An 18469-nucleotide genomic window follows, 5' to 3' on the forward strand; every position below is an offset into this window, starting at 1 on the left:
GGCGGCGATGCGGGCGCGATCGAATCGAAAGAAATGCGGTGCGGCGAGTTGGAACGGCGTTCGTCGCTCAGCCGGCTCCGCTAGGCGACGAGCGTCGCACGATCGAAGTAGAGCTGCGAGATCGCCGTGAACCGCACACCCTTGAGCGTTTTGCGCACGGCGACGAGCTGATCGAAAAAGTACGGTATGACCACGGGTGTTTCGTCGACGAGCAGCGTTTCGATTTCGCGTGCGAGCCGCTTTTGCGAGGCGATATCGAGCGCGCCGGCGAACTGGGCGACGAGCTTGTCATATTGCGGATGCTTGAAATGGGCGGCGTTCCATGCGCCATTGCTCGTGAGCGGGGCATTGAGAAAAAGATTCGGCACGCCGCGGTGACCGTAGTCCGTAATGCCGAGCGCGGAGTCGAGCCAGTCCGACTTGCCGAACGCGCCGGCGCCGTAGTATTGCCCCTGGCTTTCGATCTTCAGATTCAGGCGCACGCCGATCGCCTTGGCAGCGTTTTGCACCACGACGGCGAGATCCGCGATCTCCATGAACTTCTCCGTCGTCAGGGTGGCATCGAATCCGTTGCCATGGCCGGCCTGCGCGAGCAGTGCCTTCGCGCGCGCGATATCCTGCCTGCGCTGTGCGACGGTGCCATCGGCCGAAGCGAACACGGGGGCGAACGGATGGTCGTTGCCCACGGTCGCGCGCCCCTTGAAGAGGCCCTTGACCATCACGTCGCGGTCGAGCGCGAGGGCCAGCGCCTGCCGCACGCGCTTATCCGCGAACGGCGCCTGATCGCATCGCATGTGCATCTGACGATGCGCGCTCGAGCGCACCGACAGGATGTCGAACGTATCGGGGCGGTTGAGAATGGCGGTGCCCCCCTGGACCGTGAAGTCGCCCATGGCGTCGGCCCGGTTTCCGAGCAGCGCGAGGATCTGCGCCTGCTGATCGCCATAGAAGGAAAACTGCACGCGTGCGGCAAGTGCCTTGGCGCCCCAATACCCGTCATGTCTGACGAAAGACGCGCCGACCTTCGGTTGGTATCGCTCGAGCCGGAACGGTCCGGTGCCGATGAAGCTTTTTTCGTACGGCCCGTTCATGCCCGCGGGCAGGATCACTGCGTTGTAATTGTCGGACGAGACGTAGTACGGAAAATTGCCGGTCGGCGCGTCGAGGTGAAACGCAACGGTGTGCTCGTCGAGTGCCCGCGTGCCGCCCTTCGACAGCACGCCGCGGAGCATCGAGAGGGCCGCCGAGCCGCTTGCGGGGTCGGCCAGCCGGTCGAAGGTCGCGACCACATCGTTGGCACCGAACGAACGCCCGTCGTGAAACTTGACGCCGTGGCGTAGCTTGAACGTCCATACATCGCCCTTCGGATTCGCCTGCCACGAGAGCGCCAGCGCGGGCTTCAACTGCGAGCCGCCGCTTTCGTCGTCGATGAGGAACTCACCCGTTTGCGCGATCAGCGCGAGGCCCGAGGCATCGGAGACCGTCAGTGGATCGACGGCACCGGCGGGCATCAGATGCGCGACGCGGATCGTTGCGTCGGCGCGTCCGGCAGGCTGCGCGAGCACGCGCCGCGGCAGCGCGAGCCCGCTGGCGGCGAATGCAGCCATGCCCGAGAACCCCATGACGCTCGCGTAGCGCAGCAGTTCGCGCCGCGTGAGACGGCCGGCGGCATATTCGTCGATGGCATGGTTGCCGAGTTCGCCGGCTTCGCGGCGAACGGCGTCGAGAGCAGCAAGGAGGCGCTGGCGGGCTGTCATCGTGGCATATTCCGGTTCGTTCGGTTGGCAGGCGCCCGGCGGAGAAGCAAGGGCGGCGACGATCGGTACTGCGATGAGGCGCGTGCGTGCCAGTGTAGCGCGACTCGAGGTGGATTCGTTACGCGGGCGGCACGATGGCGCGGGCCGCGCGGGCGTTCGCGAACTCGTTGCGCACATCGAAGCAGCGAGCGCGCGACACCGCGACGGCACGGAATTGGCCGCCAGGGCCGAGCAAGAAAACGGCCCGCACCCTGCACGGGAGCGGGCCGCCTGTCGAGGGGCAAGGCGGGCGCGGGCCCGCCGCGCATCTGCGCCGTTACTTGCCCTTCGAGTTGATGATCGCCTCCGAAACCTGCGTCGGCGTTTCGGCGTAGTGCTTGAACTCCATCGTGTACGTCGCGCGGCCCTGCGTGAGCGAGCGCAGCGACGTCGAGTAGCCGAACATCTCGGCAAGCGGCACCTCGGCACGGACCACCTTCCCGCCGCCGCCCGCGATGTCCTCCATGCCCTGCACGATCCCGCGCCGGCTCGACAGGTCGCCCATCACGTTGCCCATGAAGTCCTCGGGCGTTTCGACCTCGACAGCCATCATCGGCTCGAGCAGCACGGGTTTCGCTTTGCGCATCGCCTCCTTGAACGCCATCGAACCGGCCATGCGGAACGCGTTTTCGTTCGAGTCGACATCGTGGTAGGAGCCGAAGGTCAGCGTCACCTTCACGTCCACCACGGGGTAGCCCGCGAGCACGCCGCTTTTGAGCGTGTCCTGAATCCCCTTGTCCACGGCGGGGATGTATTCGCGCGGGATCACGCCGCCTTTGATCGCGTCGACGAACTCGTAGCCCTTGCCCGGCGGCTGCGGTTCGAGCTTGATGACCGCGTGACCGTATTGGCCGCGGCCGCCCGACTGCTTGACGAACTTGCCCTCGACGTCCTCCACCGTATTGCGGACCGTTTCGCGGTAGGCCACCTGCGGTTTGCCGACGGTAGCCTCCACGTTGAATTCGCGCTTCATGCGATCGACGAGAATTTCGAGGTGCAGCTCGCCCATGCCCGAGATGATCGTCTGCCCCGACTCTTCGTCGGTCTGCACGCGAAACGACGGATCCTCCTGTGCGAGACGGTTCAACGCGATGCCCATCTTTTCCTGGTCGGCCTTCGTTTTCGGCTCGACGGCCTGCGAGATCACCGGCTCGGGGAAGATCATCCGCTCGAGAATGATCGGATTGGCGGGATCGCACAGCGTGTCGCCCGTCGTCGCCTCTTTCAGGCCGACGGCCGCGGCGATGTCGCCGGCATAGACCTCCTTGATTTCCTTGCGGTCGTTCGCGTGCATCTGCAGGATCCGGCCGATGCGCTCTTTTTTGCTCTTCGTCGAATTGAGGACCGTGTCGCCCGAATTGACGAGGCCCGAGTAGACGCGAAAGAAGATGAGCTGGCCGACGAACGGGTCGGTCATGATCTTGAACGCCAGCGCGGAGAACGGCTCCTCGTCGCTCGGATGCCGCTCGGCCTCCTTGTCGTCCTCGTCATGGCCCAGGATGGCCGGCACGTCGATGGGCGAGGGCAGATAGTCGATCACGGCATCGAGCATCGCCTGTACGCCCTTGTTCTTGAACGCGCTGCCGCAAAGCATCGGTACGATCTCGTTGGCGATCGTGCGCTTGCGCAAGCCGGCCTTGATCTCGGCCTCGGAGAGCGAGGTATGGTCGGTCAGGTACTTTTCGAGCAGTTCCTCGCTGGCTTCGGCTGCCGCCTCGACCATCTTCTCGCGCCACTCCTCGGCGGTCGGCAGGAGCTCGGCCGGAATGTCGCGGTATTCGAACTTGACGCCCTGGCTTTCCTCGTCCCAGATGATCGCCTTCATCTTGACGAGGTCGATCACGCCCTGGAAATGCTCTTCCGCGCCGACGGGGATCTGGATCGGTACGGCCACACCCTTGAGCCGCTCCCCGATCTGCCGCTGCACGCGGAAGAAATCCGCGCCCACGCGGTCCATCTTGTTGACGAACGCGATGCGCGGCACCTTGTACTTGTTCGCCTGGCGCCAGACGGTCTCGGACTGCGGCTGTACGCCGCCGACCGAGTCGTACACCATGCAGGCGCCGTCGAGCACGCGCATCGAGCGCTCGACTTCGATCGTGAAGTCGACGTGGCCGGGGGTGTCGATGATGTTGATCCGATGCTCGGGGTAGTTTCCCGCCATACCCTTCCAGAAGGCGGTGGTCGCGGCCGACGTGATCGTGATGCCGCGCTCCTGCTCCTGCTCCATCCAGTCCATCACCGCCGCGCCCTCGTGAACCTCGCCGATCTTGTGGCTCACGCCGGTGTAGAACAGGATGCGTTCGGTGGTCGTGGTTTTGCCGGCATCGATGTGAGCGCTGATGCCGATGTTCCGGTAGCGCTCGATGGGAGTCTTGCGGGGCACGTTCGATCTCCTTGCAAAGAGGGCGCTGCCAACGCAGGAGGGCGCCATTCGCCCGCCTCGCCGCGCGCCGCGTGTGCAGATCACAAGCATAGCGCCTGCCAGCACCTTTTGCAGCGACCCATACCGGACAAGGGCGGGCCCGGGGCCTTCGGAAAGGTCAGTTCGGCTGCGGCAGCCCCATGACCTTCATGCCGGGCTTGATGCCCTTGGCCGCAAACCAGCCTTTGCTCATCTCCAGCGCATAGACGCCGTTGTTGCGCGGGCAATGATTGTTCGTCGTCTCCGCCTGCATCTCGTCGATGTCGGTGATCGTGCCATCCGCGCGCATGAACGCGATGGAAAGCGGGATCAGCGTGTTCTTCATCCAGAAGCAGTGCACTGCGTTCTCGCCGAAAACGAAGAGCATGCCTTCGTTCGGCGCAAGTTCCGTGCGGTACATGAGTCCTTGTTCGCGGTCGGCGTCGTTGGCCGCGACCGCGGCGTCGATCACGAACATGCCCACCGTGAGCCTGGCGTGCGGGAATGCCGACGGCGGCTTGGCGCCCGCCGGCATCTGCTGCGCGATGGCGGAGCCGGCCGCGAGTGTGGCGAGAGGCAGGACGACGGTGGCGGCGATACGCGCCAGGCGCGAGCGAAGAAAGACTCCCACGAAAGCACTCCTTCTGTGACTGAACCCGCGCATGTTACGCGAGCGGCTCGGGCCGAAGCAAAATGAAAACCCGGCAAAAAGCGAAAAAAACAAAAGGCAGGCGCCTTGCGGCCACCTGCCTTCGAACGCCGTGAAGAACGGCAGACTGCTTGTTCTTGACTGCGTCTTTACAACAAACTTACTCCGAAGCGGCCGAAGCGGCTTCAGCCTTGGCAGCCTTCTTGTGCGACTTCTTCGCCTTGTGAGCCTTCTTGGCCGGCTTGGCAGCCGAAGCGGCTTCCGTCGAAGCGGCTTCCGGAGCCGAAGCTTGTGCGAAAGCGGCGGTTGCGAACAGGCCAGCGACCAGAGCGGCGATCAGTTTGTTCATGTCGTAAATCCTCAGCTTGAGTGAATTAACCAAGTGACCCGGTCAATGAGTCATGTCGGTAAACGTGCCATCCACCTTTCGGTTGACAGCCGCATCGACGGACTTCGACGACGCGTCTGCGAGCGCTTCGGGGCTGTTTCATCCCGCCGTTGGGCAGGCATGCCGCGGCCTTGGCGCGAATGCCGGATAGCTTCGAGCGGCATCTGCGTCGAATAACGCGCGAGGTGCGGCGCCGGTTGACGACGATCGATGGCGGGCTGGCGTCTTGCGCCGACCGGCGCGGCGGGTCTGGATAGATGGCACGGTGACGCTGTGCCGCGCGGCGGCGCGGCGCATGCGCCCTCCGTCCTTATGCGCGCGTCCGAGCGAGCCCGTCCCACGGCGCGCGCGGCGGCAGCGTTTGCCACTCGCCCGGAGTCAGGCCCAGCGCAAAGATGTCGAGCGCGCCGATGCCCACGCGCACGAGGCGCAGCGTCGGGAAGCCGACCGCCGCCGTCATGCGCCGTACCTGCCTGTTCTTTCCTTCGCTGAGCGCGATCTCGATCCAGGTCGTGGGAATCGCCGCGCGATAACGGATCGGCGGCACGCGCGGCCAGAGCCCTTCAGGTTCGTCGATGACGCGCGCGTGACACGGGCGCGTGACGTAATCGCCCAGGTCCACGCCGCGTGCCAGGGCTCGAAGCGCGGCTTCGTCGGGCGTGCCTTCCACCTGGGCCCAGTAACGTTTCACGAGCTTGTGCCGCGGCTCGGCAACGCGCGCTTGCAAACCACCGTCGTCGGTAAGCAGCAACAACCCCTCGCTGTCGGCATCGAGGCGGCCGGCGGGGTAGACGCCGGGCAGTTTCACCCAGTCGGCGAGCGTCGCCCGCGTTTCATGGGCGGAAAACTGGCAAATGGTGCCGAACGGCTTGTTCAGGGCGATGAGTTGCATGGCATGCAAAGTGGCGGAAGCGGGACGGCGGCCCCGAGCGGGGCCATCGTCTATGGCAAATGGCGGGATCTTAATGCATAATACGGAACGGCAAGTCTTCTGTCTTATATAAGACCTGAGAACGCTCGCATTTCTTGCCGCAGCCTCGCCAGCGGCCGGTGCGCGCCATGTTTCCTCGTCGCGCCGGGCCGGCAGCATGTCTGGCGCGGCTTCGGCCGGGGCGGTGCCGCACGTGCAACGTGGGCTAGAATAGCGAGCCAGCCGCATTGGCGCGAGCCGCGTCAAGCACAATGAGACATCCTGAGCGAGTCGAACGCTGCGAGACGCAGCGCCCGGTTTCGCGTTTTTGCACTCGCTTTCCCTGCACAGCCAACACTGGAGTCGATCATGCCGTATCAGCACATCAAGGTGCCGACAGGCGGTGACAAAATCACCGTCAACTCGGACTTCTCGCTCAACGTTTCCGACCAACCGATCATTCCGTACATCGAAGGCGACGGCACGGGCTTCGACATCACGCCTGTGATGATCAAGGTGGTCGATGCGGCCGTCGAGAAGGCATACGGCGGCAAGCGCAAGATCCACTGGATGGAGATCTACGCTGGCGAGAAGGCGACGAAGGTCTACGGCCCGGACGTATGGCTGCCGGAAGAGACGCTGCAAGTGCTCAAGGAGTATGTCGTTTCGATCAAGGGCCCGCTCACGACGCCCGTTGGCGGCGGCATTCGCTCGCTGAACGTCGCGCTGCGTCAGGAACTGGATCTGTACGTCTGCCTGCGCCCGGTGCAGTACTTCAAGGGTGTGCCTTCGCCCGTGCGCGAGCCCGAGAAGACGAACATGGTGATCTTCCGCGAGAACTCGGAAGACATCTACGCGGGCATCGAGTGGGCGGCCGAATCGGAGCAGGCCAAGAAGGTCATCAAGTTCCTGCGCGAGGAAATGGGCGTCAAGAAGATCCGCTTCCCGGAAACCTCGGGCATCGGCATCAAGCCGGTGTCGCGCGAGGGCACCGAGCGTCTCGTGCGCAAGGCGATCCAGTACGCGATCGACAATGACCGCCGCTCGGTCACGCTCGTGCACAAGGGCAACATCATGAAGTTCACGGAAGGCGCCTTCCGCGATTACGGCTACGCGCTCGCCCAGAAGGAGTTCGGCGCCGAACTGATCGACGGCGGCCCGTGGATGAAGTTCAAGAACCCGAGGACGGGCAACGAGATCGTCGTAAAGGACGTGATCGCCGACGCCTTCTTGCAGCAGATCCTGCTGCGTCCGGCCGAATACGACGTGATCGCCACGCTGAACCTGAACGGCGACTACATTTCGGACGCGCTCGCCGCGCAGGTGGGCGGCATCGGCATCGCGCCGGGCGCGAACATGTCCGATTCGGTCGCGATGTTCGAAGCCACGCACGGCACGGCGCCGAAGTACGCTGGCAAGGACTACGTGAACCCGGGCTCCGAGATCCTCTCGGCCGAAATGATGCTGCGCCACCTCGGCTGGACCGAAGCGGCTGACGTCATTATTTCGTCGATGGAAAAGTCGATCCTGCAAAAGCGCGTCACGTACGACTTCGCGCGCCTGATGGAAGGTGCGACGCAGGTTTCGTGCTCGGGCTTCGGTCAGGTGCTGATCGAGAACATGTAAATCACGGACGCACAGTGGCGGCATCGCGCCGCCACCTGCGCGAAACCCCGGCGCCACATCGTGGCCCGGGGTTTTTTTTCGGGCGCCGCCCGGGATTCTTCGATTTTCCGAATTTTTTCTTCATTACGCCGACATTGTTCGGCGCATTGCAACCAATCGCCGCGCGCAACGGCGACTGAATGCGATTTTCATGACGTGGCGCAACGACTGGGCGCGTCGGCTCGCCACAATGAACGCAAGACAAGTAGTCGGATCGTGCGCTCGAGTCGCCGGGCATAAAAAAACCCGGCCGTGGCCGGGTTTCAGAAAGCGATGGGTCGAACTATCTCAGGCGTTCTGGATGTTCGACGCTTGCTTGCCTTTCGGACCCTGAACGACTTCGAAGCTCACCTTCTGACCTTCCTTGAGCGTCTTGAACCCGTTCATCTGGATGGCCGAGAAATGCGCAAACAGATCCTCGCCGCCTTCGTCAGGCGTGATGAACCCGAAGCCTTTTGCGTCGTTGAACCACTTGACCGTACCAGTTGCCATACCAACTTCCCCTGTAACTCATGTCTACCACGAGCACGCTCGAAAAGCTCGACAGCCGCGCGACGCAGCCGCCCCCTCCGCACTAGCTCACCTCGGCATTTTTTCGTACTTGCACTTGTTGCGGCCAGCTGAAAAAAAGTGCCAGCTTGATTGTTGGACCTCTTTAATCACGTGTCAAGCGAATTTTGAGATCTGTCATGGAAGGTTGTGTCGAACGCGTAGTTTCAGGGTTTCTCCCTCTTCTCAACTGTGCGCTAGCGCAAGCGGGCGCACTTGAAAAGTCGCATAATCGACGCACATGGGAGTGGCGCGAAACACGTCGCACGAGCGGCGCGCATCGTGCGGCACGGCAGGAGGGCCGGCACGCAATGTGCGATACTCGAACCGGCTGCGCGCCGGAGTGTCGCGGCGCCGCGCAAGCGGCAGCCAGGCGAGCGGCGCGGCGGGTTTGGGCGGCACGATGGGGCGCGCTCGGGTGCGCCGCACCGTGACGGTGCGATCAACAACTGGTCGGTCGGGTTTTTGCAGGATTGCGGGGCTCACCGAGTTGTTTAGAATGGGTGTATGGCGATTATCCCGGACAGGCAGGACGGCACGGTCATCGAGCGACAGGAAAAGGAGCTGAAGCCGCCGTCCATGTATAAAGTAGTGTTGTTGAATGACGATTTCACGCCAATGGAGTTTGTCGTGATGATCGTGCAGGAATATTTCAATAAAGATCGTGAGACCGCGACGCAGATCATGCTCAAGGTTCATCGCGAAGGGCGGGGAGTTTGTGGGGTCTATACGCGGGATATCGCGTCGACCAAGGTCGAGCAGGTTGTTACGCACGCACGGCAGGCAGGGCATCCGCTGCAGTGCGTGATGGAGGAAGCATGATTGCCCAGGAACTGGAAGTCAGCTTGCACATGGCGTTCATGGAAGCGCGCCAGGCACGGCATGAGTTCATTACCGTCGAACATCTTTTGCTGGCGTTGCTGGACAATCCGACGGCTGCGGAAGTGTTGCGCGCATGCGCGGCCAATATTGAAGACCTGCGGCAGAACCTGCGCAACTTCATTCACGACAACACGCCCACGGTGCCCGGCACCGACGACGTGGACACGCAGCCGACGCTGGGCTTTCAGCGCGTGATCCAGCGCGCGATCATGCACGTTCAGTCCACGTCGAACGGCAAGAAGGAGGTCACGGGCGCGAACGTGCTCGTGGCGATCTTCGGCGAAAAGGATTCGCACGCCGTGTACTACCTGCAGCAGCAGGGCGTGACCCGTCTGGACGTCGTCAACTTCATCTCGCACGGCATCGCGAAGACGAACAGCAGCGATGCGGCCAAGGCGGGCGAGGCGAACGCCGAGTCGGAAGACGCCGCTTCGCAGAAGGAAACGCCGCTTGCGCAGTTCACGCAGAACCTGAACCAGATGGCCAAGGATGGCCGGATCGATCCGCTTATCGGCCGCGAGTCCGAGGTCGAGCGCGTCGTCCAGGTGCTTTGCCGCCGGCGCAAGAACAACCCGTTGCTCGTGGGCGAGGCCGGCGTGGGCAAAACGGCCATTGCGGAAGGGCTGGCGTGGCGCATCACGCGCGGCGAGGTGCCGGACATCCTTGCAGACGCACAGGTCTACTCGCTCGACATGGGTGCGTTGCTGGCGGGTACGAAATACCGCGGCGACTTCGAGCAGCGTCTCAAAACGGTGCTCAAGGAGCTCAAGGAGCGCCCGCACGCGATCCTCTTCATCGACGAGATCCATACGCTGATTGGCGCGGGCGCCGCATCGGGCGGCACGCTCGACGCCTCGAACCTGCTCAAGCCGGCGCTGTCGTCGGGCATGCTCAAGTGCATCGGCGCCACGACGTTTACCGAGTATCGCGGCATCTTCGAGAAGGACGCGGCGCTTTCGCGGCGTTTCCAGAAGATCGACGTGACGGAGCCGACCGTCGAGCAGACGGTGGCGATTCTGCGTGGGCTGAAGTCGCGTTTCGAAGAGCACCACGGCGTGAAGTACTCGTCGGGTGCGCTTTCGGCTGCGGCTGAGCTTTCGGCGCGCTTCATCACGGACCGCCATTTGCCCGACAAGGCGATCGACGTGATCGACGAAGCGGGTGCGGCACAGCGCATCCTGCCGAAGTCGAAGCAAAAGAAGACGATCGGCAAGGGCGAAATCGAGGAAATCATCTCGAAGATCGCGCGTGTGCCGGCGCAGAGCGTGTCGCAGGACGACCGCAGCAAGCTGCAGACACTCGACCGCGATCTAAAGGCCGTCGTTTTCGGCCAGGACCCGGCAATCGATGCGCTCTCCGCGGCCATCAAGATGGCGCGCGCGGGTCTCGGCAAAACCGACAAGCCGATCGGCGCATTCCTGTTCTCCGGCCCGACCGGCGTCGGCAAGACCGAAGTGGCGCGCCAGTTGGCCTTCACGCTCGGCATCGAGTTGATCCGCTTCGATATGTCGGAATACATGGAGCGCCACGCGGTGAGCCGCCTGATCGGCGCGCCGCCGGGTTACGTCGGTTTCGACCAAGGCGGGCTGCTCACCGAGGCGGTCACGAAGAAGCCGCACTGCGTGCTGCTGCTCGACGAGATCGAAAAAGCGCACCCGGACATCTTCAACGTGCTGCTGCAGGTGATGGACCACGGCACGCTGACCGACAACAACGGCCGCAAGGCGGATTTCCGCAACGTCATCATCATCATGACGACGAATGCGGGTGCGGAATCGATGCAAAAGGGCACGATCGGCTTCACCACGCGCCGCGAAACCGGTGACGAAATGGCCGATATCAAGCGGATGTTCACGCCCGAATTCCGTAACCGGCTTGACGCGACTATCAGCTTCCGTGCGCTCGACGAAGAAATCATCATGCGCGTCGTCGACAAGTTCCTCATGCAGCTCGAGGATCAACTGCACGAGAAGAAGGTCGATGCCGTCTTTACCGATGCGTTGCGCCGTCACCTTGCGAAGCATGGTTTCGATCCGTTGATGGGCGCGCGGCCGATGCAGCGCCTGATTCAGGACACGATCCGTCGTGCGTTGGCGGACGAGTTGCTCTTCGGCAAGTTGATGAATGGCGGGCGCGTGACCGTCGACGTCGACGAGAACGACAAAGTGCAGCTCACGTTCGACGAGAACGCGGCGCCGCGCAGCCCGAATCCGGAAACGGTCGAGGTCGAATAGCGATTCGATGGAGGCGGCTGTTACGCCAAAAAAAACGCGGGCATTGCCCGCGTTTTTTTGAGACGCCGTTGAGGCCGGGCCAAATGGGTGCTGGCTGGCGCGGGAGATTGACGATGTTGCGCATGCACCCTATGCTCCGCCCATTCGACTTGAAAGGGCACCAACTACGATGCTGCGATCGGCTCAATTCACGAGCTTCACTACCATTCCAAATGGGACGTGGAAGTTCGCCGATGGACTCAATGTCATCGTCGGTGAAAACGGCTTGGGCAAGACACACGTGCTCAAGGCGATTTATGCGCTGTTGAAGGTTCAGTCGGCAGTGTCGGAACCGTCGAAATCCGCGTTGGAGAAAACCTACGCAGACAAGCTTGTCACCGTCCTGCGCCCTGAGAGCCTAGGACGCTTGGTCAAGCGGAAACAGGGGCGCGACCGCTGCGAGATCAAACTAACGATGATGCAACGTGCGAAAAGCTCCGCCATCGGTTTTGCGACCAATGCGAAATCTCACGTGGATGTGCTGCGCGCACCGACAGCGCCTTTGGAGTCACCGCCTGTGTATCTGCCGACGCGTGAACTCGTGACGTTATGTCCATGGTTTGTGTCGCTCTATGACAACTACCATCTCGAGTTCGAGGAGACCTGGCGCGACACCGTTTCGCTGCTTGGCGCACCGTCAGTGAAGGGGCCACGAGAAGGAAGCGTGGCACGTTTGCTTGAGCCACTCGAGGAGGCGATGGGCGGAAAGGTCGTCGTGGATGGAAAGAGCGGACGTTTCTACCTTCAGATTTCGGGCGAGGGCAAGATGGAAATGCCCCTCGTCGCTGAGGGGGTGCGCAAGATTGCGATGATCGCGCGGTTGATCAGTACAGGCGTTCTTCTCGAGCAGGGCTATTTGTTCTGGGATGAGCCCGAGACGAATCTCAACCCGCGGCTCATCAAGACAGTTGCAGAGAGCATCATGCATTTGGCCCGTGCGGGCATCCAGGTCTTCATCGCCACGCATTCTCTGTTTCTTCTGCGCGAAATCGAGATGCTGACAGAGAAATCGACGTATCGGGACGTTCCGTGTCGCTACTTTGCGCTGGCACGGACGGAGAGCGATGTGATCGTTGAACAAGGGGACGCGTTCGACGATTTGCGCACGCTTGTCCTCCTGGATGAAGAACTGGCCCAGTCTGATCGGTTCCTCGAAGGCGAGGGGACCTGATGCCGGTAATCAACTCGAGGTTGAGCGAGGGTGCGCTGATTTTCCTGTTTCCCGATGACGGCCTTGCTAGTAAATACGACCACTGGTCACATTACCGTAACGGCTTTCAAGCGGCGTGTGGTGGCCATCATAAGGCGGTCGACATCGTTTACGCTCAAGCTGACGAGCGCATTGCATGGCTGATCGAGGTGAAGGACTATCGTGTCCATGCGCGAACCAAGGCTATCGACCTGGCCGAAGAAATTGCTGTCAAGGTCCGCGACACGCTTGCCGGGCTTGTCGCTACCGGTTGCCAAGCGAACGATCAAAATGAGAAGGATTGCGCGCGGGCGTTGCTCCGCGCTGCAAAGATCAGAGTCGTTTGCCATCTCGAGCAGCCTACGAAGCATTCTCGCCTTCGCCCGCGTGTGATCGAGCCCGACAAGCTCGCGATCAAACTTCGGACCTTGATCAAGGCAATCGATCCCCGTGCGTTGGTGGTGGATCGCCATTCACTGCATGCGTCGATGACTTGGCGCGTAGAAGACGCGAGGTAACGACGCGTCGGTTATCGCCGCCCCGGGGCTCAGTGCTTGCCGGTGCTGCCGAAGCCCCCCGCGCCGCGTGCGCTTTCTTCGAACTCGTCCACGATGTTGAACGCTGCCTGCACCACAGGGACGATGACCAGTTGAGCAAGGCGCTCCATCGGATTGAGGGTGAACGTCGTCTCCCCGCGGTTCCAGGTCGAAATCATCAGTTCGCCCTGGTAGTCCGAATCGATGAGCCCAACGAGGTTGCCGAGCACGATGCCATGCTTGTGGCCCAGCCCTGAGCGCGGCAGGATCAACGCCGCGTACCCTGGATCGCCCACGTGAATGGCGAGGCCCGTCGGCACGAGCGCGGTTTGGCCGGGCTCGAGCGTCAGCGGCTTGTCGAGGCAGGCGCGCAAGTCGAGACCGGCGCTGCCGGGCGTTGCATAGGCGGGCAATTGTTCGCGCATGCGCGCATCGAGGATCTTGAGATCGAGTTTCATGCGTTGTCGCTCGAAGAGACGAAGAGACTTGAAAAGATGGGGACGGACTCGCGCGGCCCTCGCGGCGCGCCGCGAGGGCCGCGCGTCAGGAGATAAGGCTCGTATCGGGTAGCCGGCGCGCGATTTCGCCGATCAAGGCCGCTGCCAGCGCGTCTTTGTGCATGCGCGGCAGCCTGGTCATACCGTCGGCGTCGAACAGCACGACCTCGTTCTCGTCCCGGCCGAATGTCTGAGGCCCGAGGTTGCCAACGAGCAACGGTATCTTCTTGCGGCGGCGCTTTTGTTCGCCGTGCGCTTCGAGCGCGCTGCTTTCGGCGGCGAAGCCGACACAGTAGGGCGGATTCGGCATATGCGCCACCGTGGCGAGGATGTCGGGATTTTCGACGAATGCGAGCGTCGGCACGCTGCGTTCAGCCGTCTTTTTGATCTTCTCGGCCTCGGCCTGATCGACGCGCCAGTCGGCTACTGCCGCAACCGAAACGAATACGTCGCAGTCGGCGGCGGATTGCAAGACCGCATCGTGCATTTGCTGGGCAGTCTCCACGTCCTGCCGTGCGACGCCCCAGGGCGTCGGCAGCGACACGGGGCCGGCTACGAGCCGCACGTCGGCGCCCGCCTGCTGCGCGGCACGCGCGAGTGCGAAACCCATCTTGCCGCTCGAGCGGTTCGTGATGCCGCGCACCGGATCGATCGGCTCGAACGTCGGCCCGGCCGTGATCAGCACGCGCCGCCCCATCAGCAGCTTGGGCGCGAAAAACGAGACGATCGCCTCATACGAGGCTTGCGGTTCGAGCATGCGGCCGTCGCCGATTTCACCGCATGCCTGCGCGCCCGAATCGGGGCCGAGCACATGCACGCCGTCGGCAAGCAATTGCGCGACGTTGCGTTGCGTGGCCGGGTTTGCCCACATTTGACGATTCATCGCCGGCACGACCATGAGCGGACAGTCGCGCGCGAGCACGAGTGTGGAAAGGAGATCATCGGCCAGACCGTGCGCGAGCTTCGCCATGAAATCGGCCGAGGCCGGCGCGATCACGATGGCGTCCGCCTCTCGCGACAGGTCGATGTGCGCCATGTTGTTGTCGATGCGCCCGTCCCATTGGCTCGTGAAGACGGGGCGGCCGGAAAGGGCCTGCATCGTGACCGGCGTGATGAACTGTGTTGCCGCTTCCGTCATCGCCACTTGCACGGTGGCACCGGCCTTCGTCAAAAGACGCGTCAGTTCCGCGATCTTGTAGCAGGCGATGCCGCCCGTCATGCCCAGTACGAGGTGCTTTCCAGCTAATTCCGCGATTGCCACCATGGCCTCCAGGTGCGCGCTCGCCCGTGCTGACGGCGTGGCGCGCCAAGATCGTTGAGATGCTACGAATATGGGCGCCGCCGGCGCGGACGATCGCGTAGGCGGCGCGCGCTTATCGCGAGCCGCCCACGCGCCGCAATTCGTCGAGCACGAGCAATATTGCTCCGACTACGATCGCACTGTCGGCGAGATTGAACGCAGGCCAATGCCAGCGGCCGACGTGAAAATCGAGAAAGTCGATGACGTAGCTGTGCGCGAGCCGATCGATCACGTTGCCGAGTGCTCCGCCCATGATCAGTGCGAGCGCCGTGCAAAAGAGCCGCTGGCCGCTGTGGCGCTTGAGCAGAAAGACGATGACGAGCGCCGCCGCCACGCCGAGCGCCGTAAATGCCCACCGCTGCCAGCCGCCGGCCGCCGCGAGAAAGCTGAACGCGGCGCCGCGGTTGAAGACGAGCAGCATGTTGAAGAACGGCGTGAGGGCATATGGCGTGCCGTAGGCAAACACCTTCATGACCGCGATCTTCGTCAACTGGTCGAACAAGATGACGATGAGCGCGATACCGAGCCAGGGCGCAAGCGTGCTCGATGCCGGCAACGATCGGGTCTTCGCCATTATGCCGCGCTCCTTTTCTCACCCGCGCCGAAGAGGTTGCTGAAGCATCGGCCGCAAAGCCCCGGATGCTCGGCATGCGAGCCCACATCTGCCCGATAGTGCCAGCAGCGCTCGCATTTCAGGTACTTCGACGTCACGACCTCGACACCTTCCTCGGCATCCGAGTCGACCTTTTCGACCGTCGCGGCGGAGGTGATCAACACGAACTTGAGATCGTCGCCGAGGCTCGCGAGTGCCTCGCAGGCGGCGCCGCTCGCGCGAATCACGACTTCGGCCTGCAGCGAGGAGCCGATCGCGTTTGCCGCCCGCGCTTCCTCGAGGGCCTTCGTGACGTTGCCGCGCACTGCGCGCAGCAGCGCCCATTTGCCGATCAGCGCATCGCTGGCGTCTACGTCCGGATAGTTGTGGTAGGTCTCGGTGAAGATCGTCTCGCTGCCCGGCTGGAACACTTGCCACGCTTCTTCGGCCGTGAACGACAGGAACGGTGCCATCACACGCAGCAGGCCCTGCGCGATGTGGTACAGCGCCGTCTGGGCCGAGCGCCGCGCGCGCGAATTCGCAGCCGTCGTATAGAGCCGGTCCTTGAGGACATCGAGATAGAAGCCGCCGAGGTCCTCGGAGCAATAGGTCATCAGCTTCGCGACCACCGGGTGGAACTCGTAGCGCTCGTAGTACTCGAGGATCTCGCGCTGAAGCTCGGCCGACATCGCCACCGCATAGCGATCGATCTCGAGCCATTCGCCGACAGGCACGGCATCGCGGGCGAAGTCGAAGTCGGACAGATTGGCCAGCAGAAAGCGCAGCGTGTTGCGGATGCGCCGGTAGCTTTCGGTGACGCGCTTGAGAATTTCCTCCGAGATCGCGAGTTCGCCCGAGTAGTCGGTGGATGCGATCCACAGGCGGATGATCTCGGCACCGAGGCGGTTGGCCACCTCGTGCGGGTCGATGCCGTTGCCGAGCGACTTGCTCATCTTGCGGCCTTCGCCATCGACTGTGAAGCCGTGCGTGAGCAGCGCGCGATAGGGCGCGCGACCGTCCAGCATCGAGGCCGTGAGAAGCGACGAATGGAACCAGCCGCGGTGCTGATCCGAGCCTTCGAGATAGAGGTCCGCCGGGAATTCCGACACGCTCTTGTGCGAGCCGCGCAGCACGTGCCAGTGCGTCGTGCCCGAGTCGAACCAGACATCGAGCGTGTCGCGGTTCTTTTCATAGAGATTGGCGTCGTCGCCGAGCAGCTCGCGCGGCTCGAGCGCTTGCCACGCTTCGATGCCGCCTTGCTCGACACGCTTGGCCACATCCTCGAGCAATTCGAGCGTGCGCGGATGGAGCTCGCCCGTCTCCTTGTGCACGAAGAACGCCATCGGCACGCCCCATTGGCGCTGCCGCGAGAGCGTCCAGTCGGGCCGGTTCGCGATCATGCTGAAGAGCCGCTGCTTGCCCCACGACGGGTAGAAGGCGGTTGCCTCGACCCCCGCCAGCGCCGTCTCGCGCAGCGTCGGTCCGCCGTCTTTCGGCGTCACGTCCATGCCGGCGAACCATTGCGAGGTCGCGCGATAGATGATCGGCGTCTTGTGCCGCCAGCAATGCATGTAGCTGTGCGGGTATTTTTCCGTGTGCAGCAGCGTGCCGGCCGCTTCGAGCGCCTCGACGACCTTCGGGTTCGCCGCCCAGATCGAGAGGCCGCCGAAAAGCGGCAGAGACTCGATGTACCGGCCGTCGCCCATGACGGGGTTCAGGATGTCGGAGTCGGCAAGGCCGTGCTCCTTGCAGGACAAGAAGTCTTCCACGCCATACGCGGGCGACGAGTGCACGATGCCGGTACCCGTATCGGTCGTTACGTACTCGCCGAGATAGATCGGCGACGTGCGCTTGTAGCCGGGATGCGACGCGGCGAGCGGATGATGAAAGCGCAGGTTCGCCAGCTTGGCGCCGGGCGCCGTCGCCAGCACGTCGCCCGTGAGGCCGAACTCGGCGAGGCTCGGCTCGACACGTTCGGCCGCGAGGATCAGCGCGCCGCGCGGCGTGGCGACGAGCGCATAGGTGACCTCGGGGTGCACGTTCAGCGCCTGATTGGCGGGAATCGTCCAGGGCGTGGTCGTCCAGATGACCGCGCCGCCTTGCGTGCCCGGCAGCGAGGCGAGCCCGAATGCCTGCGCCACCTTCTCCGGTTCGGCGAACGGGAACAGCACGCTTACGGACGGATCGGTGCGGTCCTTGTACTCCACTTCGGCCTCGGCCAGCGCCGAGCCGCAATCGAAGCACCAGTTCACTGGCTTCAGGCCGCGATAAACATAGCCTTTTTCGAGGATCTTCCCGAGCGCGCGAATTTCCGCCGCCTCGTTGCCGAAGTTCATCGTCTTGTAGGGGTTGTCCCAGTCGCCGAGCACGCCGAGCCGCTTGAAGCCGGCTTTTTGCTTCTCGATCTGGTCGGCCGCGTAGGCGCGCGCCTTGCGCTGCACCTCGGCTGCCGGCAGCGACTTGCCGAACTGTTTTTCGATCTGGATTTCGATCGGCATGCCGTGACAGTCCCAGCCCGGCACGTAGGCCGCATCGAAGCCGGCCATGTTGCGCGACTTGACGATGATGTCCTTGAGGATCTTGTTGACGGCGTGCCCGAGATGGATGTCGCCGTTCGCGTACGGCGGCCCGTCATGGAGCACGAAGCGCGGGCGTCCGGCGCTCGCGGCCCGGATCTTGTCGTACACCCGCTTGTCTTCCCATTCCTTCACGCGTAGCGGCTCGCGTTTGGGCAAGTCGCCGCGCATCGGAAACGGTGTGTCGAGCAGGTTGACCGGATATTTGGCCTGGGACTTCGAATCGGCTTTCTTGTCGCTCATGGTGAAATCGCTGAAAACGG

Annotated in this window: 15 protein-coding genes; 5 read left to right on the top strand and 10 right to left on the bottom strand. The window is 63.1% G+C overall.

Features of this window, described 5'->3' with window-relative positions:
* Positions 1-80: 80 nt before the first annotated feature.
* The 5 genes from U0034_RS13910 to U0034_RS13930 form a co-directional block, all read right to left on the bottom strand.
* The gene (locus U0034_RS13910) at positions 81-1757 is read right to left on the bottom strand and encodes an ABC transporter substrate-binding protein (protein ID WP_085230333.1); all 1677 of its coding nucleotides are present in this window, start codon (positions 1755-1757) and stop codon (positions 81-83) included.
* Between the two features lie 316 nt (positions 1758-2073).
* The gene (gene fusA / locus U0034_RS13915; RefSeq protein WP_085230332.1) at positions 2074-4182 is read right to left on the bottom strand and encodes an elongation factor G; all 2109 of its coding nucleotides are present in this window, start codon (positions 4180-4182) and stop codon (positions 2074-2076) included.
* 157 nt (positions 4183-4339) lie between these two features.
* A complete protein-coding gene (locus U0034_RS13920) occupies positions 4340-4864 on the bottom strand; it encodes a DUF192 domain-containing protein (RefSeq protein ID WP_085230408.1) in 525 nt (174 codons plus the stop codon).
* Between the two features lie 145 nt (positions 4865-5009).
* Positions 5010-5198 carry a hypothetical protein gene (locus U0034_RS13925; protein ID WP_085230331.1) on the bottom strand — a complete coding sequence of 63 codons (189 nt, stop codon included), beginning with the start codon at positions 5196-5198 and terminating at the stop codon, positions 5010-5012.
* 349 nt (positions 5199-5547) lie between these two features.
* On the bottom strand, positions 5548-6129 hold the full coding sequence (locus U0034_RS13930; RefSeq protein ID WP_085230330.1) for a pseudouridine synthase: 582 nt from the start codon (positions 6127-6129) through the stop codon (positions 5548-5550).
* Between the two features lie 387 nt (positions 6130-6516).
* On the opposite strand from U0034_RS13930, the gene icd reads away from it, so the two are divergent.
* On the top strand, positions 6517-7773 hold the full coding sequence (gene icd / locus U0034_RS13935; RefSeq protein ID WP_085230329.1) for an NADP-dependent isocitrate dehydrogenase: 1257 nt from the start codon (positions 6517-6519) through the stop codon (positions 7771-7773).
* Positions 7774-8100: 327 nt separating this feature from the next.
* Here icd and cspD read toward each other — a convergent pair whose 3' ends face one another.
* Positions 8101-8304 (bottom strand): cold shock domain-containing protein CspD, encoded by a 204-nt coding sequence (cspD, locus tag U0034_RS13940; protein ID WP_085230328.1) that lies wholly within the window; start codon positions 8302-8304, stop codon positions 8101-8103.
* Positions 8305-8868: 564 nt separating this feature from the next.
* Between cspD and clpS the strand changes: the two genes are divergently transcribed.
* The 4 genes from clpS (at position 8869) to U0034_RS13960 (ending at position 13223) form a co-directional block, all read left to right on the top strand.
* Positions 8869-9183 (top strand): ATP-dependent Clp protease adapter ClpS, encoded by a 315-nt coding sequence (clpS, locus tag U0034_RS13945; protein ID WP_085230326.1) that lies wholly within the window; start codon positions 8869-8871, stop codon positions 9181-9183.
* Entirely contained in the window at positions 9180-11477 is a 2298-nt protein-coding gene (gene clpA, locus U0034_RS13950) for an ATP-dependent Clp protease ATP-binding subunit ClpA (protein WP_085230325.1), read from the top strand. The genes clpS and clpA overlap by 4 nt, the downstream gene beginning before the upstream one ends.
* 169 nt (positions 11478-11646) lie before the next feature.
* Positions 11647-12687 (top strand): AAA family ATPase, encoded by a 1041-nt coding sequence (locus tag U0034_RS13955; protein WP_085230324.1) that lies wholly within the window; start codon positions 11647-11649, stop codon positions 12685-12687.
* Complete coding sequence (locus tag U0034_RS13960; protein WP_199187098.1) at positions 12687-13223, top strand: hypothetical protein; 537 nt, start codon at positions 12687-12689, stop codon at positions 13221-13223. Before U0034_RS13955 ends, U0034_RS13960 begins: the two co-directional genes overlap by 1 nt.
* A 29-nt stretch (positions 13224-13252) precedes the next feature.
* On the opposite strand, the gene dut is transcribed toward U0034_RS13960, so the two are convergent.
* The 4 genes from dut to ileS all read right to left on the bottom strand — a co-directional run bounded on the left by dut (position 13253) and on the right by ileS (position 18449).
* On the bottom strand, positions 13253-13699 hold the full coding sequence (dut, locus tag U0034_RS13965) for a dUTP diphosphatase (protein WP_085230323.1): 447 nt from the start codon (positions 13697-13699) through the stop codon (positions 13253-13255).
* Between the two features lie 85 nt (positions 13700-13784).
* Positions 13785-14999, bottom strand: a complete 1215-nt coding sequence (gene coaBC / locus U0034_RS13970; RefSeq protein ID WP_085230406.1) for a bifunctional phosphopantothenoylcysteine decarboxylase/phosphopantothenate--cysteine ligase CoaBC — start codon at positions 14997-14999, stop codon at positions 13785-13787.
* A gap of 112 nt (positions 15000-15111) precedes the next feature.
* Entirely contained in the window at positions 15112-15612 is a 501-nt protein-coding gene (lspA, locus tag U0034_RS13975; protein ID WP_085230322.1) for a signal peptidase II, read from the bottom strand.
* The gene (gene ileS / locus U0034_RS13980; RefSeq protein ID WP_085230321.1) at positions 15612-18449 is read right to left on the bottom strand and encodes an isoleucine--tRNA ligase; all 2838 of its coding nucleotides are present in this window, start codon (positions 18447-18449) and stop codon (positions 15612-15614) included. Before ileS ends, lspA begins: the two co-directional genes overlap by 1 nt.
* Positions 18450-18469 lie beyond the last annotated feature (20 nt).

This window comes from Trinickia caryophylli (assembly GCF_034424545.1).
GTDB lineage: Bacteria > Pseudomonadota > Gammaproteobacteria > Burkholderiales > Burkholderiaceae > Trinickia > Trinickia caryophylli.